The sequence below is a fragment of the Citrobacter sp. wls757 genome (assembly GCF_005280935.1).
In the GTDB taxonomy this organism is placed as follows: domain Bacteria; phylum Pseudomonadota; class Gammaproteobacteria; order Enterobacterales; family Enterobacteriaceae; genus Citrobacter; species Citrobacter portucalensis.
The window spans coordinates 1-15,504 of the sequence record NZ_SZWU01000043.1 but is presented as its reverse complement, the minus strand read 5'-3'; the positions used below and the strand labels follow the sequence as shown (position 1 = coordinate 15,504).

Genomic DNA, 15,504 nt, shown 5'->3' with positions numbered 1-15,504 from the left:
CCGCCGAGGCGGGTTTTTTTACGTTACTACAGATTACTCTGCAGCAGCTTCTGTTTTCTCTGAACGATCAACCAGCTCGATGTATGCCATCGGCGCGTTGTCGCCTGCACGGAAACCACACTTCAGAATGCGAGTGTAACCACCGGCGCGGCTCGCAAAACGCGGGCCCAGTTCGTTAAACAGTTTTGCCACGATCTCGTTATCACGAGTACGGGCGAATGCCAGACGACGATTAGCTACGCTATCAGTCTTGGCAAGAGTAATCAGCGGCTCAACTACGCGACGCAGCTCTTTCGCTTTCGGCAGAGTCGTCTTGATGATTTCATGACGAACCAGTGAACCTGCCATATTGCGGAACATAGCCTGGCGATGGCTGCTGTTGCGGTTCAGTTGACGACCACTCTTACGATGGCGCATGACCTTATCCTTCTCAGTAAAACCTTAACCTGTGATCCGGTTACTCGTCAGCGATGCTTGCCGGTGGCCAGTTTTCCAGGCGCATGCCCAGAGACAGTCCACGGGAAGCCAGCACGTCTTTAATCTCGGTAAGAGATTTTTTACCAAGGTTAGGCGTCTTAAGAAGCTCAACCTCAGTACGCTGTACCAGATCACCGATATAGTGGATAGCTTCTGCTTTGAGGCAGTTAGCAGAGCGGACAGTCAATTCCAGATCGTCAACAGGGCGCAGCAGGATCGGATCGAATTCTGGTTTCTCTTCTTTAACTTCCGGCTGACGTACATCACGTAAATCAACGAAAGCTTCCAGTTGTTCAGCCAGAATGGTTGCCGCACGACGAATCGCCTCTTCAGGATCGATTGTGCCGTTGGTTTCCATTTCGATGACCAGCTTGTCCAGGTCGGTACGCTGTTCTACACGCGCTGCTTCAACATTGTAGGCAATACGCTCTACAGGGCTGTAGCATGCGTCGACCAGCAGACGGCCGATTGGGCGCTCATCTTCTTCCGAATGAATTCGGGTAGAAGCCGGCACATAACCACGACCGCGCTGAACTTTGATACGCATGCTAATAGATGCATTCTCATCGGTCAGGTGGCAGATCACGTGCTGTGGCTTGACGATTTCGACATCACCATCATGGGTAATGTCGGCTGCAGTCACAGGGCCAATGCCAGATTTATTCAAGGTAAGAATAACGTCATCTTTACCCTGAACTCTCACCGCCAGCCCTTTCAGGTTGAGCAGGATTTCCAGGATATCTTCCTGAACGCCTTCTTTGGTGCTGTACTCATGTAGTACACCATCAATCTCAACCTCGGTCACCGCGCAACCCGGCATCGATGAGAGCAGAATACGGCGCAGTGCGTTACCCAAAGTATGGCCAAAGCCACGCTCTAAAGGCTCAAGGGTCACCTTGGCGTGCGTCGAACTCACTTGCTCGATATCTACCAGGCGCGGTTTTAGAAACTCTGTCACAGAACCCTGCATTGTGTCCTCTCTTTGGTACTAAGCTTTACTTGGAGTAAAGCTCGACGATCAGGTGTTCGTTAATGTCCGCAGACAGATCAGAACGCTCCGGCTTACGCTTGAACGTGCCTTCCATCTTGCCAGCATCAACTTCCAGCCAGGTTGGCTTTTCACGCTGCTCAGCCAGCTCCAGAGCGGCTTTCACGCGAGACTGCTTCTTCGCTTTCTCACGAATGCTAACAACGTCATTCGGACTAACCTGATAAGAAGCGATGTTAACAACACGACCGTTTACCATAATTGCTTTATGGCTGACCAGCTGACGTGCTTCTGCACGAGTGGCACCGAAGCCCATACGGTATACAACGTTGTCCAGACGACCTTCCAGCAGACCCAACAGGTTTTCACCGGTGTTGCCTTTCAGACGTGCTGCTTCTTTGTAGTAGTTACGGAACTGACGCTCCAGCACACCGTAGATACGGCGAACTTTTTGCTTTTCACGCAACTGCACACCATAGTCAGACAGACGCGGTTTACGCGCACCGTGCTGGCCAGGAGCTTGTTCAATTTTACACTTGGTATCGATCGCGCGAACGCCAGACTTAAGGAATAAGTCAGTGCCCTCACGACGGCTCAGCTTGAGCTTAGGACCCAAATATCTTGCCATTTTCTTTCTCCAACAATCCTAGAAACGACAGCGTTATACGCGACGTTTTTTCGGCGGACGACAACCGTTATGAGGGATCGGAGTCACATCAGTAATATTAGTGATGCGGAAACCAGCGGCGTTCAGAGCACGAACAGTAGATTCGCGACCTGGACCCGGTCCTTTGACCATAACTTCCAGATTCTTGATACCGTATTCTTTTACGGCTTCAGCGCAACGCTCTGCTGCAACCTGAGCTGCAAACGGAGTGGATTTGCGAGAACCACGGAAACCGGAACCACCGGCTGTTGCCCAACCCAGTGCGTTACCCTGACGATCAGTAATGGTAACGATGGTGTTGTTAAAAGAAGCATGGATATGAGCCACGCCGTCAGAGACTTGTTTTCTTACACGTTTACGTGCACGAATTGGTGCCTTTGCCATTATTCAATCACCCCGATTATTTCTTGATCGGTTTGCGCGGACCCTTACGGGTACGTGCGTTGGTCTTGGTACGCTGACCGCGAACCGGGAGACCACGACGATGACGCAAACCGCGATAGCAACCAAGGTCCATAAGGCGCTTGATGCTCATGCTAACTTCACGGCGCAGATCACCTTCAACGACAAATTTGGCAACTTCGTCACGCAGCGTGTCGATTTGTTCTTCAGACAGCTCACTGATCTTAACATCTTCAGCGATACCCGCGGCAGCCAGAATGGCTTTAGAACGGGTCTTGCCGACGCCGTAGATCGAAGTTAATGCGATCACAGCATGTTTCTGATCAGGAATGTTAATGCCTGCTATACGGGCCACTATGCACTCCTACTATTTAATATGTACGCACCATGCTGAAAAGCCCGTTTTCAGGATACTCAAATGGAAACGCACAGACATACAAAAGATTGGCTGGCTAATCTAGCCAGCTCAACCCAACTTTGCAAGAAAAATATGCGAATAAATCAGCCTTGGCGCTGTTTATGCTTCGGCTCGGCACTGCAAATCACACGGATGACACCATCACGCTTAACGATTTTGCAGTTACGGCATAATTTCTTGACGGAAGCACGAACTTTCATTTTTACTCTCCGTAACTTCTCGGGCGACTGTTAACGGCCGTAGCCTTTCAGATTCGCCTTCTTCAATGCAGACTCGTACTGACTTGACATCATCAGAGTTTGCACTTGAGCCATAAAGTCCATAATCACGACAACAACGATAAGCAGTGAGGTCCCACCGAAGTAGAACGGTACTTTCATTGCATCACGCATGAACTCCGGGATCAGGCAGATAAAGGTAATGTAGAGCGCACCAACCAAAGTCAGGCGGGTCATTACTTTATCGATATACTTCGCCGTTTGCTCTCCCGGACGAATTCCTGGTACAAATGCACCGGACTTCTTCAGGTTATCTGCTGTTTCACGCGGGTTGAAAACCAACGCCGTGTAGAAGAAACAGAAGAATATGATTGCAGACGCATAGAGTAACACATAAAGCGGTTGCCCAGGCTGCAAATACAGCGAAATTGTTGTCAGCCAGTTCCAACCAGTCCCGCCCCCGAACCATGACGCGATGGTCGCCGGGAACAGAATAATACTGGAAGCGAAGATTGCCGGGATTACCCCCGCCATATTCACTTTCAGCGGTAAATGTGTGCTCTGTGCAGCATAGACACGACGACCTTGCTGACGTTTCGCGTAGTTTACCACAATACGGCGTTGACCACGCTCAACAAATACAACAAAGAACGTCACTGCGAATACTAATACTGCAACCAACAGCAACACGAGGAAGTGCAGGTCGCCTTGACGCGCTTGCTCGATAGTATGGGCAATGGCTGGCGGGAGTCCCGCGACAATACCGGCGAAGATAATGATTGAGATACCGTTGCCGATACCACGTTCAGTAATCTGTTCGCCCAACCACATCAGGAACATCGTCCCTGTAACCAGACTTACAACAGCGGTGAAATAGAATGCAAAGCCTGGGTTCATCACCAGGCCCTGCATACCAGGCATATTCGGCAGACCGGTAGCAATACCGATCGACTGGAATATTGCCAGCACCAGAGTACCGTAGCGGGTGTACTGGCTGATCTTACGACGACCAGACTCCCCTTCTTTCTTAATTTCTGCCAGCGTTGGATGAACCACCGTCAGCAGCTGGATAATGATCGACGCCGAAATATACGGCATGATCCCCAGAGCAAAGATAGAAGCACGGCTGAGAGCACCACCAGAGAACATGTTAAACATTTCAATGATGGTGCCTCGCTGTTGCTCAAGCAGTTTGGCAAGTACAGCGGCATCAATACCAGGGATCGGAATGAAAGAGCCAATACGGAACACAATCAGCGCGCCGATTACAAACAGCAGTCTGCGTTTCAGCTCGCCTAAGCCACCTTTGGCACTTTGAAAATCTAATCCCGGTTGTTTAGCCATCTGCTACTTATTCCTCGATTTTACCGCCAGCAGCTTCGATAGCAGCACGAGCGCCTTTAGTAACACGCAGGCCACGAACAGTTACCGGAGTAGTGACTTCACCAGCCAGGATCACTTTCGCGAACTCGATCTGGATACCGATAATGTTAGCTGCTTTCAGCGTGTTCAGGTCTACAACACCGCCTTCAACTTTAGCCAGGTCAGACAGACGAACTTCGGCTGTAATCGCTGCTTTACGTGAAGTGAAGCCGAATTTCGGCAGACGACGGTACAGAGGCATCTGACCACCCTCGAAACCGCGACGTACGCCACCGCCAGAACGAGACTTCTGACCTTTGTGACCACGACCACCGGTTTTACCGAGGCCAGAACCGATACCACGACCCAGGCGGCGAGCCGCTTTTTTAGAGCCTTCGGCCGGAGACAGAGTATTTAAACGCATCTCTTACTCCTCAACTTTAACCATGAAGGAAACCGCGTTGACCATACCACGAACAGCAGGAGTATCCTCGCGCTCTACGGTGTGACCAATACGACGCAGACCCAGGCCAAGCAGCGTTGCCTTGTGTTTCGGCAGACGACCGATTGCACTGCGGGTTTGAGTAATTTTAATAGTCTTTGCCATGGTTTATTTCCCCAGAATTTCTTCAACGGATTTACCACGCTTGGCAGCGACCATTTCCGGAGATTTCATATTTTCCAGGCCATCGATAGTTGCACGCACCACGTTAATCGGGTTAGTGGAACCATACGCTTTAGCCAGAACGTTACGAACTCCAGCGACTTCCAGAACGGCGCGCATTGCACCACCGGCGATGATACCGGTACCTTCGGAAGCCGGCTGCATGAATACACGAGAACCCGTGTGAGTACCCTTAACCGGGTGCTGCAGGGTGCCGTGGTTCAGCGCGACGTTAATCATATTGCGACGGGCTTTTTCCATCGCTTTCTGGATCGCTGCTGGAACTTCACGCGCTTTACCGTAACCAAAACCAACGCGACCGTTACCATCACCAACTACAGTCAGAGCTGTGAAGGAGAAAATACGACCACCTTTAACGGTTTTAGATACGCGGTTAACCGCGATCAGCTTTTCCTGCAGTTCGCCAGCTTGTTTTTCGATGTGAGCCATCTTACACCTCTACCTTAGAACTGAAGGCCAGCTTCACGGGCAGCATCTGCCAGTGCCTGGACACGACCATGATATTGGAACCCGGAACGGTCAAAAGAAACATCTTTGATGCCTTTTTCCAGAGCGCGTTCAGCAACAGCTTTACCTACAGCTGCAGCAGCGTCTTTGTTACCGGTGTACTTCAATTGTTCAGCGATAGCTTTTTCTACAGTAGAAGCAGCTACCAGAACTTCAGAACCGTTCGGTGCAATTACCTGTGCGTAAATATGACGCGGGGTACGATGTACCACCAGGCGAGTTGCACCCAGCTCCTGGAGCTTGCGGCGTGCGCGGGTCGCACGACGGATACGAGCAGATTTCTTATCCATAGTGTTACCTTACTTCTTCTTAGCCTCTTTGGTACGCACGACTTCGTCGGCGTAACGAACACCCTTGCCTTTATAAGGCTCAGGACGACGGTAGGCGCGCAGATCTGCTGCAACCTGACCGATCAGCTGTTTATCAGCGCCTTTCAGCACGATTTCAGTCTGAGACGGACATTCTGCAGTGATTCCCGCAGGCAGATGATGGTCAACTGGGTGAGAGAAACCTAAAGCCAGGTTTACTACATTCCCTTTAACCGCTGCACGATAACCTACACCAACCAGCTGAAGCTTCTTAGTGAAGCCTTCGGTAACACCGACAACCATTGCATTCAGCAGGGCACGCGCGGTACCAGCCTGAGCCCATCCATCTGCGTAACCATCACGCGGACCGAAGGTCAGTGCATTATCTGCATGATTTACTGCAACAGCATCGTTGAGAGTACGAGTCAGCTCGCCGTTTTTACCTTTGATCGTAATAACCTGACCGTTGATTTTTACATCAACGCCGGCAGGAATAACGACCGGTGCTTTAGCAACACGAGACATTTTTTCCTCCGATTAGGCTACGTAGCAGATAATTTCGCCACCAAGACCAGCCTGGCGCGCTGCACGATCAGTCATAACACCTTTAGAGGTAGAAACAACTGCGATACCCATGCCAGCCATAACTTTCGGCAGCTCGTCTTTACGCTTATAAATGCGCAGACCTGGGCGACTGACACGCTGAATGCTTTCTACAACAGCTTTACCCTGGAAATACTTGAGAGTAAGTTCCAGTTCCGGCTTGGTGTCGCCTTCAACTTTAAAATCTTCAATAAAACCTTCTTCCTTCAGCACGTTGGCAATTGCCACTTTCAGCTTGGAGGAAGGCATGGTGACCGCAGCTTTATTCGCGGCCTGACCGTTACGGATACGGGTCAGCATATCCGCGATCGGATCTTGCATGCTCATCTGTCTTTACTCCCGTGATTCAATTGGTAATTACCAGCTAGCCTTTTTCAAGCCTGGTACTTCACCGCGCATGGCGGCTTCACGCAGTTTGATACGGCTCAACCCGAACTTGCCCACATAGCCATGCGGACGACCTGTTTGACGGCAGCGGTTACGCTGACGGGACGGGCTGGAATCACGCGGCAGAGACTGCAGCTTGAGAACTGCGTTCCAACGATCTTCGTCGGTCGCGTTCACATCAGAGATAATAGCTTTCAGTTCAGCGCGTTTTGCGAAGTACTTATCAGCTAAAGCTACGCGCTTTACTTCGCGTGCTTTCATTGATTGCTTAGCCATTCAGTAACCCTACCTTACTTGCGGAACGGGAAGTCAAAGGCAGCCAGCAGAGCACGGCCTTCTTCATCAGATTTCGCAGTAGTGGTAATGGTAATATCCAAACCACGCACGCGGTCGACTTTATCGTAGTCGATTTCTGGGAAGATGATCTGCTCACGGACACCCATGCTGTAGTTACCACGACCGTCGAAAGACTTAGCGGACAAGCCACGGAAGTCACGGATACGTGGAACAGCAATAGTGATCAGGCGCTCAAAGAACTCCCACATGCGTTCGCCACGCAGAGTTACTTTACAGCCGATCGGATAGCCCTGACGGATTTTGAAGCCTGCAACTGATTTGCGTGCTTTGGTGATCAGCGGTTTTTGACCGGAGATTGCTGTCAGGTCAGCTGCTGCGTTATCCAGCAGTTTCTTGTCAGCGATCGCTTCACCAACACCCATGTTCAGGGTGATCTTCTCGACCCGAGGGACTTGCATGACAGAATTGTAGTTAAACTCAGTCATGAGTTTAGCGACTACTTCGTCTTTGTAGTAATCATGCAGTTTCGCCATCGTACTACTCCAAATTACTTGATAGTTTCGCTGTTAGATTTGAAGAAACGGACTTTTTTGCCGTCTTCGAATCTAAAGCCTACACGGTCAGCCTTGCCGGTTGCCGCGTTGAAGATAGCAAGGTTAGAGATCTGAATAGCTGCTTCTTTCTCTACGATGCCGCCTGGTTGGTTCAGGGCCGGAACCGGCTTCTGATGTTTCTTAACCAGGTTGATACCTTCAACAATGACCTTGCCGGAAGACAGGACATTCTTAACTTTACCGCGTTTACCTTTATCTTTACCGGTTAACACGATAACTTCGTCATCACGACGGATCTTCGCTGCCATGATTCGCTCCTTAGAGTACTTCTGGTGCCAGAGAGATAATTTTCATGAACTTCTCGTTACGAAGTTCACGAGTTACCGGCCCAAAAATACGCGTACCGATAGGTTGCTCGCTGTTATTGTTTAAAATAACGCATGCATTACCATCGAAGCGAATGACAGAACCGTCCGGGCGACGAACACCCTTCTTGGTGCGCACCACTACCGCCTTCAGCACATCACCTTTTTTGACCTTACCACGCGGAATTGCTTCCTTGATGGTGATCTTGATGATATCGCCGACGCCTGCGTAGCGACGGTGCGAGCCACCCAGAACCTTGATACACATTACGCGACGTGCACCGGAGTTGTCGGCGACGTTCAGCATAGTCTGTTCTTGGATCATTTTAGTGCTCCGCTAATGTCAACTACTACTGAGACCCGAAAATCAGGTCGTTAAAAAAGCCCCATATCGGGGGCGCGGCATTATAACACCGCTTCAACGATATGGGTAGAAAAAATAAACGGCTCATCGCTGAGCCGTTTATTCGTTGAGAATGCCTACTGTATTACAGAACAGCTTTCTCTACAACGCGAACCAGCGTCCAGGACTTAGTCTTGGACAGCGGACGGCATTCGCGGATTTCAACCACGTCACCAGTACCGCATTCGTTGTTCTCGTCATGTACGTGCAGTTTGGTCGTACGCTTAATGAATTTACCGTAGATCGGGTGTTTCACAAAACGTTCGATAGCAACAACGATGGATTTCTCCATTTTATCGCTAACAACGCGACCTTGCAGAGTACGGATTTTATCGGTCATTACGCACCCGCCTTCTCAGTCAGTAAAGTCTTAACGCGTGCGACGTCACGACGCACTTGCTTCAACAGGTGAGACTGTTGCAGCTGGCCACTTGCAGCCTGCATACGCAGGTTGAACTGCTCACGCAGCAGATTCAGCAGCTCGGTGTTCAGCTCTTCAACACTCTTCTCACGCAGCTCTTTTGCTTTCATTACATCACCGTCTTAGTTACAAAGGTGGTTTTAATCGGCAGTTTCGCTGCTGCCAGCTTGAATGCTTCACGGGCCAGCTCTTCCGGTACGCCGTCCATTTCATACAGGACTTTACCCGGCTGAATCAAGGCAACCCAATACTCCACGTTACCTTTACCTTTACCCATACGCACTGCCAGCGGCTTTTCAGTGATCGGTTTGTCCGGGAATACACGGATCCAGATCTTACCTTGACGCTTAACTGCACGGGTCATAGCACGACGTGCTGCTTCGATCTGACGGGCAGTCAGACGACCACGGCCAACAGCTTTCAGACCGAAGCTGCCGAAGCTAACATCCGCGCCAGCAGCCAGACCGCGGTTACGGCCTTTGTGCATTTTACGGAATTTTGTACGCTTTGGTTGTAACATCAGCGACGCTCCTTATTTACGGCCTTTACGCTGCTGCTTTTTAGGTTGCGCAGCCGGTTTTTCCGGTTGTTCAACAGCAGCCATACCACCCAGGATCTCGCCTTTGAAGATCCACACTTTAACGCCGATTACACCGTAAGTGGTGTGCGCTTCAGAGGTGTTGTAGTCGATGTCAGCACGCAGAGTGTGCAGAGGTACGCGACCTTCGCGGTACCATTCGGTACGTGCGATTTCCGCGCCGCCCAGACGGCCGCTAACTTCAACTTTGATACCTTTAGCGCCCAGACGCATTGCGTTCTGTACAGCACGCTTCATAGCACGACGGAACATAACACGACGTTCCAGCTGAGAAGTGATGCTGTCAGCAACCAATTTTGCGTCCAGTTCAGGCTTACGCACTTCGGCGATATTGATCTGAGCAGGAACGCCAGCAATATCCGCTACGACTTTGCGCAGTTTTTCTACGTCTTCGCCTTTCTTACCGATAACGATACCCGGGCGAGCGGTGTGAATGGTCACACGGATGCTCTTAGCCGGACGCTCGATAACGATACGAGATACAGACGCTTTCGCCAGTTCCTTAGTCAGGTACTGACGTACTTTAAAATCGCTGTCCAGGTTGTCAGCGAATTCTTTGGTGTTCGCAAACCAGGTTGAGTTCCATGGTTTTACAATACCCAGGCGAATACCATTAGGATGTACTTTCTGACCCATTGCTAGTCTCCAGAGTCTCAGCGATCGGACACAACCACAGTAATGTGGCTGGTGCGCTTCAGGATGCGATCTGCACGACCTTTTGCACGCGGCATAATGCGCTTCATGCTCGGGCCTTCGTCTACGAAAATTTTCGTAACTTTCAGATCGTCAATGTCAGCGCCATCGTTGTGTTCAGCGTTAGCAATGGCAGATTCCAGGACTTTCTTAACCAGTACAGCCGCTTTCTTATTGGTGTAGGTCAGAATATCCAGAGCCTGCGACACTTTCTTACCGCGAATCAGGTCTGCAACAAGGCGAACCTTCTGAGCAGAAGAACGAGCATGGCGATGTTGAGCTAAAGTTTCCATCTCTTCCTCCTACCTTATTTCTTCTTCGCTTTTTTATCAGCAGCGTGGCCGCGATAAGTACGAGTCGGTGCGAATTCACCCAGTTTGTGACCGACCATTTCGTCGGAAACAAATACCGGAACGTGCTGACGACCATTATGGACAGCGATGGTCAAACCGATCATGTTAGGAAAGATCGTTGAACGACGGGACCAAGTGCGCAGGGGCTTCTTGTCTCCGCTTTCCACCGCTTTCTCTACCTTCTTCAGCAAGTGCAGGTCAATAAAAGGACCTTTCTTGAGAGAACGTGGCATGGCTTATCCTCTAAAATTATTTGCTACGGCGACGTACGATGAATTTATCAGTACGCTTGTTGCTGCGGGTCTTCTTACCTTTGGTCTGAACGCCCCACGGAGTTACCGGGTGCTTACCAAAGTTACGACCTTCACCACCACCATGTGGGTGGTCGACTGGGTTCATCGCAGTACCGCGAACGGTAGGACGAACACCACGCCAGCGTGCAGCACCTGCTTTACCCAGAACGCGCAGCATATGCTCAGCATTGCCAACTTCGCCCAGAGTTGCACGGCAGTCTGCTTCGACTTTACGCATTTCACCAGAACGCAGACGCAGGGTGACATAAGCACCATCACGAGCAACGATCTGAACGTAAGTACCAGCGGAACGTGCCAGCTGACCGCCTTTACCTGGTTTCATTTCTACGTTATGAACGGTAGAACCAACCGGGATATTGCGCATCGGCAGGGTGTTACCTGCTTTGATTGCAGCATCAACGCCAGACTGAATCTGGTCGCCAGCTTTCAGGCCTTTAGGGGCCAGGATGTAACGGCGTTCACCGTCTTTGTACAGAACCAGCGCGATGTTCGCGGAGCGGTTCGGATCGTACTCAAGACGTTCAACAACTGCCGGGATACCGTCTTTGTTGCGTTTGAAGTCAACAATACGATAAGCCTGCTTGTGACCACCACCGATGTGACGAGTGGTGATGCGGCCATTGTTGTTACGACCACCGGATTTGCTGTTTTTTTCAACCAGCGGAGCAAAAGGTTTGCCCTTGTGCAGCTCTGGGTTGACCACTTTAACAACGTGGCGACGACCCGGAGATGTCGGTTTACATTTAACAACTGCCATTGTATTACTCCTCCGACTTACTCAGCGCCGCCGACGAAGTCCAGATTCTGGCCTTCCTTCAGGGTGACGTAAGCTTTTTTCCAGTCGCTACGACGACCGATACGCTGTCCGTGACGTTTAACTTTCCCTTTAACTACCAGGGTGTTAACGACTTCGACTTCGACTTCAAACAGTTTCTGCACAGCAGCTTTGATTTCTGCTTTGGTCGCGTCTTTAGCAACTTTGAGAACGATGGTGTTAGTTTTTTCCATCGCAGTAGACGCTTTTTCAGAAACGTGCGGTGCGCGCAGCACTTTCAGCAGACGTTCTTCACGAATCATGCCAGCATCTCCTCAACTTGCTTAACAGCATCAGCAGTCATTACGACTTTGTCGAAGGCGATCAGGCTAACCGGGTCGATACCAGTTGCATCGCGTACGTCAACCTTGTGCAGGTTGCGCGCAGCCAGGAACAGGTTTTCGTCCAGCTCACCGGTGATGATCAGCACATCTTCCAGAGCCATGTCTTTCAGTTTCTGTGCCAGCAGCTTAGTTTTAGGCGCTTCTACAGAGAATGATTCGACAACGATCAGACGATCCTGACGTACCAGTTCGGACAGAATGCTTTTCAGCGCGCCGCGGTACATCTTTTTGTTAACTTTTTGACTGTGGTCCTGTGGACGAGCAGCGAAGGTCACGCCACCTGAACGCCAGATCGGGCTCTTGATAGAACCTGAACGCGCACGGCCGGTACCTTTCTGGCGCCACGGCTTTTTGCCTGAACCAGTTACTTCAGCACGAGTCTTCTGAGCACGAGTACCCTGACGAGCACCAGCTGCATAAGCAACAACAACCTGGTGAACCAGCGCTTCGTTGAAATCACGACCGAAGGTAGTTTCGGAAACAGTCAGCGCGCTCTGCGCGTCTTTCAATACTAATTCCATTGCTATCCCCTTACGCCTTCACAGCTGGTTTAACGATCAGGTCGCAACCGGTCGCACCCGGAACACCACCTTTAACCAGCAGCAGGTTGCGCTCAGCGTCAACACGTACTACGTCCAGGCTCTGAACGGTTACACGTTCGTTGCCCAGCTGACCTGCCATTTTCTTGCCTTTGAACACTTTGCCCGGAGTCTGGTTCTGACCGATAGAACCCGGAACGCGGTGAGACAAGGAGTTACCGTGAGTAGCGTCCTGGGTACGGAAGTTCCAGCGCTTAACGGTACCAGCGAAACCTTTACCTTTAGAGGTACCGGTTACGTCAACTTTTTTAACGTCAGCAAACAGTTCAACGCTAATGTTCTGACCAACGGTGTATTCTTCACCATCTGCCAGACGGAATTCCCACAGGCCGCGGCCAGCTTCTACGCCAGCTTTAGCAAAGTGGCCAGCTTCCGGCTTAGTTACGCGGTTAGCTTTTTTAGCACCGGTGGTAACCTGAACAGCGCGATAGCCATCGTTAGCCAGATCTTTAACCTGAGTAACGCGGTTTGCTTCAACTTCGATAACGGTTACTGGGATAGATACGCCATCTTCAGTGAAGATGCGGGTCATACCCACTTTTTTACCGACTAAACCAATCATTGTATCAACCTCTCAATCGCTCGATGACCTGATTAACCCAGGCTGATCTGCACGTCTACACCGGCAGCCAGGTCCAGACGCATCAGAGCATCAACGGTTTTTTCAGTTGGCTCAACGATGTCAACCAGACGCTTGTGAGTACGGATCTCGTACTGATCACGCGCGTCTTTGTTGACGTGCGGGGAGATCAGAACGGTGAAACGCTCTTTGCGGGTCGGCAGCGGGATCGGACCACGAACCTGCGCACCAGTGCGCTTGGCAGTCTCGACGATTTCCGCGGTTGATTGATCGATCAGACGATGATCAAACGCTTTCAAACGGATACGGATTCTTTGGTTCTGCATGAGACCAGAGCTCCAATTATTTTATAGACGAAATAGTTACTCCTCAAACCCATTACGATTGATGGGAGAGTGTAACCGTTCTTACAGAGTTCCCCGATTGGGAACATTGTCTGGTATTGCTTTCGCAGTACCGGTGGCTCATATCGAACCGCTGTCAATATTAGACAAGCCCGCGCATTATACGTAAATCTCAGTCTTAAGCAAGTGCCGCGTAGAAATTAATCACTCGTTCACAAATGCGGCGCTCCTTCCACTCTGATTGTATGTCCTGTGGTGCAACGCGTTTTCCGTGGAAGAGAGCATCCATAACCCACATCCCGAGCTTGTAGGGCCGCCGGGTTTACCTGAAGGTAAACTCTTTACCAGATAAGGCTTGCCCATGTACATCGACCTCCCCTTTCTGTTGATTTATGTTTCGCTATCAGGGTTGCTCTTAGTCCATGACCTACGTACCGGGTTACTGCCCGACAAATTTACCTGCCCTCTTTTGTGGGGCGGTCTTATTTATCATCAATGCTGCAGACCTGCACAGTTATCCGACGCGCTTTGGGGTGCTGTAGCGGGTTATGGGGTATTTGCTTTGTTCTACTGGGGGTATCGTTTGATATGCCGACAGGAAGGGTTAGGCTTTGGTGATGTCAAATTTCTTGCCGCGCTAGGCGCATGGCATCGCTGGGAATCATTACCACTTTTGGTTTTACTTGCCGCGGGTATGGCATGTTGCCTCACCGGGATTTCCTGCGTCCGTTACGGGAAACAGGTACTAAAAAACCCGCTGCCATTTGGGCCATATCTGGCGGCTGCGGGTTTTGTTATTGGCCTGGTAAGTATGATACAGGGCGGTTAGTCACTGACTTTAATTTGCGATTGCAGATAATTTTGTAAGCCAAGTTTTGCAATCAGGTCCAGCTCGGTTTCGAGCCAGTCAATATGCCCTTCTTCTTCAGTCAGGATCTCAATCATCATATCCCGGCTGACATAATCATGAACGCTATCGGCATAGGCAATGGCTTCACGTAAGTCTTTAGCGCCATCGAGTTCGAGTCGAAGATCGGATTGCAGCATCTCTTCAACGTCTTCGCCAATACCCAACTTGCCAAGATCCTGCAAGTTCGGGATCCCTTCTAAGAATAAAATACGCTCGATATATTTATCAGCGTGTTTCATCTCATCGATAGATTCATGGTACTCAACATCATTGAGGCGAGTCAGTCCCCAGTTTTTAAACATACGAGCATGGAGAAAATACTGGTTGATCGCGACAAGCTCATTTCCCAATAGTTTATTGAGATAATTTATGATTTTAACATCACCTTTCATTTTATAGTCCCTCCGCTTCCACTCTTAGAGCGTAGATGGGGCTACAGGGATGTCAAAAAAAAGAGTGTGACTTAGGCGATCTCTTTAAATTCTGGCATTTGCGTTAATTCATCCTGCATGACTTCGCGGGCAGCACGAATGCACTTACCGCATTGATTTCCAACAGGAATAAATTTACGTAATTGCTGAAAGGACTGAGGATGAAACTGGCGAACAGCCTGACGTATTTTTTTATCACTTATCGCATTACACAAACAAACGTACATGATCGCTCCCGTTCAATTTCTGCGCAAAGTGTAAATGAGAATAGTTATGATTACAATAGCACAACGCGATTTACGCGGCGGGAGAATGAATAAAAAATGCGAATAAATATGACAACGACTAAATTGCAGATAGCAAAAAGGGCGCCGAAGCGCCCTTTTTAAGCTCAAAGCTAATTAATCAATAATTAGCTCATTACTTTAGCAACAACGCCCGCACCAACAGTACGGCCGCCTT

Annotated in this window: 31 protein-coding genes; 1 reads left to right on the top strand and 30 read right to left on the bottom strand. The window is 50.1% G+C overall.

Going from position 1 to position 15,504, the window contains the following annotated elements:
- Positions 1–33: 33 nt before the first annotated feature.
- From rplQ to rpsJ, 28 genes are all read right to left on the bottom strand, one after another.
- Positions 34–417 (bottom strand): 50S ribosomal protein L17, encoded by a 384-nt coding sequence (gene rplQ, locus FDW94_RS11955; protein ID WP_001216370.1) that lies wholly within the window; start codon positions 415–417, stop codon positions 34–36.
- 40 nt (positions 418–457) lie between these two features.
- Complete coding sequence (rpoA, locus tag FDW94_RS11950; protein ID WP_003031139.1) at positions 458–1,447, bottom strand: DNA-directed RNA polymerase subunit alpha; 990 nt, start codon at positions 1,445–1,447, stop codon at positions 458–460.
- A gap of 25 nt (positions 1,448–1,472) precedes the next feature.
- Complete coding sequence (rpsD, locus tag FDW94_RS11945; RefSeq protein ID WP_003031138.1) at positions 1,473–2,093, bottom strand: 30S ribosomal protein S4; 621 nt, start codon at positions 2,091–2,093, stop codon at positions 1,473–1,475.
- A 33-nt stretch (positions 2,094–2,126) separates the two neighbouring features.
- Positions 2,127–2,516, bottom strand: a complete 390-nt coding sequence (gene rpsK / locus FDW94_RS11940) for a 30S ribosomal protein S11 (protein ID WP_003031137.1) — start codon at positions 2,514–2,516, stop codon at positions 2,127–2,129.
- 16 nt (positions 2,517–2,532) lie between these two features.
- Complete coding sequence (gene rpsM, locus FDW94_RS11935) at positions 2,533–2,889, bottom strand: 30S ribosomal protein S13 (protein ID WP_003031135.1); 357 nt, start codon at positions 2,887–2,889, stop codon at positions 2,533–2,535.
- 146 nt (positions 2,890–3,035) lie between these two features.
- Entirely contained in the window at positions 3,036–3,152 is a 117-nt protein-coding gene (gene rpmJ / locus FDW94_RS11930; RefSeq protein ID WP_000868187.1) for a 50S ribosomal protein L36, read from the bottom strand.
- A 30-nt stretch (positions 3,153–3,182) separates the two neighbouring features.
- Positions 3,183–4,514: a preprotein translocase subunit SecY gene (secY, locus tag FDW94_RS11925; protein WP_001118864.1), complete on the bottom strand. Its 1,332-nt coding sequence runs from the start codon at positions 4,512–4,514 to the stop codon at positions 3,183–3,185.
- Between the two features lie 7 nt (positions 4,515–4,521).
- Positions 4,522–4,956 (bottom strand): 50S ribosomal protein L15, encoded by a 435-nt coding sequence (gene rplO, locus FDW94_RS11920; protein ID WP_003031132.1) that lies wholly within the window; start codon positions 4,954–4,956, stop codon positions 4,522–4,524.
- Positions 4,957–4,959: 3 nt separating this feature from the next.
- On the bottom strand, positions 4,960–5,139 hold the full coding sequence (gene rpmD, locus FDW94_RS11915) for a 50S ribosomal protein L30 (RefSeq protein ID WP_001140434.1): 180 nt from the start codon (positions 5,137–5,139) through the stop codon (positions 4,960–4,962).
- 3 nt (positions 5,140–5,142) lie between these two features.
- On the bottom strand, positions 5,143–5,646 hold the full coding sequence (gene rpsE, locus FDW94_RS11910; protein WP_003031131.1) for a 30S ribosomal protein S5: 504 nt from the start codon (positions 5,644–5,646) through the stop codon (positions 5,143–5,145).
- Positions 5,647–5,660: 14 nt separating this feature from the next.
- A complete protein-coding gene (gene rplR, locus FDW94_RS11905; RefSeq protein ID WP_000358960.1) occupies positions 5,661–6,014 on the bottom strand; it encodes a 50S ribosomal protein L18 in 354 nt (117 codons plus the stop codon).
- Between the two features lie 9 nt (positions 6,015–6,023).
- Entirely contained in the window at positions 6,024–6,557 is a 534-nt protein-coding gene (gene rplF / locus FDW94_RS11900; protein ID WP_137377637.1) for a 50S ribosomal protein L6, read from the bottom strand.
- 12 nt (positions 6,558–6,569) lie between these two features.
- The gene (gene rpsH / locus FDW94_RS11895) at positions 6,570–6,962 is read right to left on the bottom strand and encodes a 30S ribosomal protein S8 (RefSeq protein WP_003031127.1); all 393 of its coding nucleotides are present in this window, start codon (positions 6,960–6,962) and stop codon (positions 6,570–6,572) included.
- A 30-nt stretch (positions 6,963–6,992) separates the two neighbouring features.
- Positions 6,993–7,298: a 30S ribosomal protein S14 gene (gene rpsN / locus FDW94_RS11890; protein WP_003031125.1), complete on the bottom strand. Its 306-nt coding sequence runs from the start codon at positions 7,296–7,298 to the stop codon at positions 6,993–6,995.
- A 14-nt stretch (positions 7,299–7,312) separates the two neighbouring features.
- The gene (gene rplE, locus FDW94_RS11885) at positions 7,313–7,852 is read right to left on the bottom strand and encodes a 50S ribosomal protein L5 (RefSeq protein WP_003031123.1); all 540 of its coding nucleotides are present in this window, start codon (positions 7,850–7,852) and stop codon (positions 7,313–7,315) included.
- Positions 7,853–7,866: 14 nt separating this feature from the next.
- Positions 7,867–8,181: a 50S ribosomal protein L24 gene (gene rplX, locus FDW94_RS11880; RefSeq protein ID WP_003031122.1), complete on the bottom strand. Its 315-nt coding sequence runs from the start codon at positions 8,179–8,181 to the stop codon at positions 7,867–7,869.
- Positions 8,182–8,191: 10 nt separating this feature from the next.
- Positions 8,192–8,563, bottom strand: coding sequence for a 50S ribosomal protein L14 (gene rplN, locus FDW94_RS11875; protein ID WP_000613954.1), 372 nt, complete (start codon positions 8,561–8,563; stop codon positions 8,192–8,194).
- A 163-nt stretch (positions 8,564–8,726) separates the two neighbouring features.
- Entirely contained in the window at positions 8,727–8,981 is a 255-nt protein-coding gene (gene rpsQ / locus FDW94_RS11870; RefSeq protein WP_003031120.1) for a 30S ribosomal protein S17, read from the bottom strand.
- Complete coding sequence (rpmC, locus tag FDW94_RS11865) at positions 8,981–9,172, bottom strand: 50S ribosomal protein L29 (RefSeq protein WP_000644742.1); 192 nt, start codon at positions 9,170–9,172, stop codon at positions 8,981–8,983. The genes rpsQ and rpmC overlap by 1 nt, the downstream gene beginning before the upstream one ends.
- Entirely contained in the window at positions 9,172–9,582 is a 411-nt protein-coding gene (rplP, locus tag FDW94_RS11860; RefSeq protein ID WP_000941208.1) for a 50S ribosomal protein L16, read from the bottom strand. The genes rpmC and rplP overlap by 1 nt, the downstream gene beginning before the upstream one ends.
- A 12-nt stretch (positions 9,583–9,594) precedes the next feature.
- Positions 9,595–10,296 carry a 30S ribosomal protein S3 gene (rpsC, locus tag FDW94_RS11855; RefSeq protein WP_000529945.1) on the bottom strand — a complete coding sequence of 234 codons (702 nt, stop codon included), beginning with the start codon at positions 10,294–10,296 and terminating at the stop codon, positions 9,595–9,597.
- 17 nt (positions 10,297–10,313) lie between these two features.
- Positions 10,314–10,646, bottom strand: a complete 333-nt coding sequence (rplV, locus tag FDW94_RS11850) for a 50S ribosomal protein L22 (RefSeq protein ID WP_000448832.1) — start codon at positions 10,644–10,646, stop codon at positions 10,314–10,316.
- A gap of 14 nt (positions 10,647–10,660) precedes the next feature.
- Positions 10,661–10,939: a 30S ribosomal protein S19 gene (rpsS, locus tag FDW94_RS11845; protein WP_001138115.1), complete on the bottom strand. Its 279-nt coding sequence runs from the start codon at positions 10,937–10,939 to the stop codon at positions 10,661–10,663.
- 16 nt (positions 10,940–10,955) lie between these two features.
- On the bottom strand, positions 10,956–11,777 hold the full coding sequence (rplB, locus tag FDW94_RS11840; RefSeq protein ID WP_000301869.1) for a 50S ribosomal protein L2: 822 nt from the start codon (positions 11,775–11,777) through the stop codon (positions 10,956–10,958).
- 17 nt (positions 11,778–11,794) lie between these two features.
- On the bottom strand, positions 11,795–12,097 hold the full coding sequence (gene rplW, locus FDW94_RS11835) for a 50S ribosomal protein L23 (protein WP_000617546.1): 303 nt from the start codon (positions 12,095–12,097) through the stop codon (positions 11,795–11,797).
- A complete protein-coding gene (rplD, locus tag FDW94_RS11830) occupies positions 12,094–12,699 on the bottom strand; it encodes a 50S ribosomal protein L4 (protein ID WP_003031119.1) in 606 nt (201 codons plus the stop codon). The genes rplW and rplD overlap by 4 nt, the downstream gene beginning before the upstream one ends.
- A 10-nt stretch (positions 12,700–12,709) precedes the next feature.
- Positions 12,710–13,339, bottom strand: a complete 630-nt coding sequence (gene rplC, locus FDW94_RS11825) for a 50S ribosomal protein L3 (protein WP_003031117.1) — start codon at positions 13,337–13,339, stop codon at positions 12,710–12,712.
- A 32-nt stretch (positions 13,340–13,371) separates the two neighbouring features.
- Positions 13,372–13,683 (bottom strand): 30S ribosomal protein S10, encoded by a 312-nt coding sequence (rpsJ, locus tag FDW94_RS11820; protein WP_001181005.1) that lies wholly within the window; start codon positions 13,681–13,683, stop codon positions 13,372–13,374.
- A 379-nt stretch (positions 13,684–14,062) separates the two neighbouring features.
- Here rpsJ and FDW94_RS11815 point away from each other — a divergent pair, with 379 nt between their 5' ends.
- The gene (locus FDW94_RS11815) at positions 14,063–14,530 is read left to right on the top strand and encodes an A24 family peptidase (RefSeq protein WP_032945174.1); all 468 of its coding nucleotides are present in this window, start codon (positions 14,063–14,065) and stop codon (positions 14,528–14,530) included.
- Here FDW94_RS11815 and bfr read toward each other — a convergent pair.
- Both bfr and bfd read right to left on the bottom strand, forming a co-directional pair.
- Positions 14,527–15,003 carry a bacterioferritin gene (gene bfr / locus FDW94_RS11810; protein WP_003827773.1) on the bottom strand — a complete coding sequence of 159 codons (477 nt, stop codon included), beginning with the start codon at positions 15,001–15,003 and terminating at the stop codon, positions 14,527–14,529. The genes FDW94_RS11815 and bfr overlap by 4 nt on opposite strands.
- 71 nt (positions 15,004–15,074) lie before the next feature.
- Entirely contained in the window at positions 15,075–15,269 is a 195-nt protein-coding gene (gene bfd / locus FDW94_RS11805) for a bacterioferritin-associated ferredoxin (RefSeq protein ID WP_003031111.1), read from the bottom strand.
- Between the last annotated feature and the right edge of the window lie 235 nt (positions 15,270–15,504).

What these genes read in the sequence shown, in the direction of transcription:
- secY (WP_001118864.1), bottom strand. Translation starts at nt 4,514, where the DNA reads ATGGCTAAACAACCGGGATTAGATTTTCAAAGTGCCAAAGGTGGCTTA.
- rpmJ (WP_000868187.1), bottom strand. Translation starts at nt 3,152, where the DNA reads ATGAAAGTTCGTGCTTCCGTCAAGAAATTATGCCGTAACTGCAAAATC.
- rpsN (WP_003031125.1), bottom strand. Translation starts at nt 7,298, where the DNA reads ATGGCTAAGCAATCAATGAAAGCACGCGAAGTAAAGCGCGTAGCTTTA.
- rplO (WP_003031132.1), bottom strand. Translation starts at nt 4,956, where the DNA reads ATGCGTTTAAATACTCTGTCTCCGGCCGAAGGCTCTAAAAAAGCGGCT.
- FDW94_RS11815 (WP_032945174.1), top strand. Translation starts at nt 14,063, where the DNA reads ATGTACATCGACCTCCCCTTTCTGTTGATTTATGTTTCGCTATCAGGG.
- rplW (WP_000617546.1), bottom strand. Translation starts at nt 12,097, where the DNA reads ATGATTCGTGAAGAACGTCTGCTGAAAGTGCTGCGCGCACCGCACGTT.
- rplN (WP_000613954.1), bottom strand. Translation starts at nt 8,563, where the DNA reads ATGATCCAAGAACAGACTATGCTGAACGTCGCCGACAACTCCGGTGCA.
- rplC (WP_003031117.1), bottom strand. Translation starts at nt 13,339, where the DNA reads ATGATTGGTTTAGTCGGTAAAAAAGTGGGTATGACCCGCATCTTCACT.
- rplF (WP_137377637.1), bottom strand. Translation starts at nt 6,557, where the DNA reads ATGTCTCGTGTTGCTAAAGCACCGGTCGTTATTCCTGCCGGCGTTGAT.
- rpmC (WP_000644742.1), bottom strand. Translation starts at nt 9,172, where the DNA reads ATGAAAGCAAAAGAGCTGCGTGAGAAGAGTGTTGAAGAGCTGAACACC.
- rplV (WP_000448832.1), bottom strand. Translation starts at nt 10,646, where the DNA reads ATGGAAACTTTAGCTCAACATCGCCATGCTCGTTCTTCTGCTCAGAAG.
- rpsK (WP_003031137.1), bottom strand. Translation starts at nt 2,516, where the DNA reads ATGGCAAAGGCACCAATTCGTGCACGTAAACGTGTAAGAAAACAAGTC.
- rpsS (WP_001138115.1), bottom strand. Translation starts at nt 10,939, where the DNA reads ATGCCACGTTCTCTCAAGAAAGGTCCTTTTATTGACCTGCACTTGCTG.
- rpsH (WP_003031127.1), bottom strand. Translation starts at nt 6,962, where the DNA reads ATGAGCATGCAAGATCCGATCGCGGATATGCTGACCCGTATCCGTAAC.
- rpmD (WP_001140434.1), bottom strand. Translation starts at nt 5,139, where the DNA reads ATGGCAAAGACTATTAAAATTACTCAAACCCGCAGTGCAATCGGTCGT.
- rplB (WP_000301869.1), bottom strand. Translation starts at nt 11,777, where the DNA reads ATGGCAGTTGTTAAATGTAAACCGACATCTCCGGGTCGTCGCCACGTT.
- rplD (WP_003031119.1), bottom strand. Translation starts at nt 12,699, where the DNA reads ATGGAATTAGTATTGAAAGACGCGCAGAGCGCGCTGACTGTTTCCGAA.
- rpsD (WP_003031138.1), bottom strand. Translation starts at nt 2,093, where the DNA reads ATGGCAAGATATTTGGGTCCTAAGCTCAAGCTGAGCCGTCGTGAGGGC.
- rpsQ (WP_003031120.1), bottom strand. Translation starts at nt 8,981, where the DNA reads ATGACCGATAAAATCCGTACTCTGCAAGGTCGCGTTGTTAGCGATAAA.
- rplE (WP_003031123.1), bottom strand. Translation starts at nt 7,852, where the DNA reads ATGGCGAAACTGCATGATTACTACAAAGACGAAGTAGTCGCTAAACTC.
- bfr (WP_003827773.1), bottom strand. Translation starts at nt 15,003, where the DNA reads ATGAAAGGTGATGTTAAAATCATAAATTATCTCAATAAACTATTGGGA.
- rpsJ (WP_001181005.1), bottom strand. Translation starts at nt 13,683, where the DNA reads ATGCAGAACCAAAGAATCCGTATCCGTTTGAAAGCGTTTGATCATCGT.
- rplR (WP_000358960.1), bottom strand. Translation starts at nt 6,014, where the DNA reads ATGGATAAGAAATCTGCTCGTATCCGTCGTGCGACCCGCGCACGCCGC.
- bfd (WP_003031111.1), bottom strand. Translation starts at nt 15,269, where the DNA reads ATGTACGTTTGTTTGTGTAATGCGATAAGTGATAAAAAAATACGTCAG.
- rplQ (WP_001216370.1), bottom strand. Translation starts at nt 417, where the DNA reads ATGCGCCATCGTAAGAGTGGTCGTCAACTGAACCGCAACAGCAGCCAT.
- rplX (WP_003031122.1), bottom strand. Translation starts at nt 8,181, where the DNA reads ATGGCAGCGAAGATCCGTCGTGATGACGAAGTTATCGTGTTAACCGGT.
- rpoA (WP_003031139.1), bottom strand. Translation starts at nt 1,447, where the DNA reads ATGCAGGGTTCTGTGACAGAGTTTCTAAAACCGCGCCTGGTAGATATC.
- rplP (WP_000941208.1), bottom strand. Translation starts at nt 9,582, where the DNA reads ATGTTACAACCAAAGCGTACAAAATTCCGTAAAATGCACAAAGGCCGT.
- rpsC (WP_000529945.1), bottom strand. Translation starts at nt 10,296, where the DNA reads ATGGGTCAGAAAGTACATCCTAATGGTATTCGCCTGGGTATTGTAAAA.
- rpsE (WP_003031131.1), bottom strand. Translation starts at nt 5,646, where the DNA reads ATGGCTCACATCGAAAAACAAGCTGGCGAACTGCAGGAAAAGCTGATC.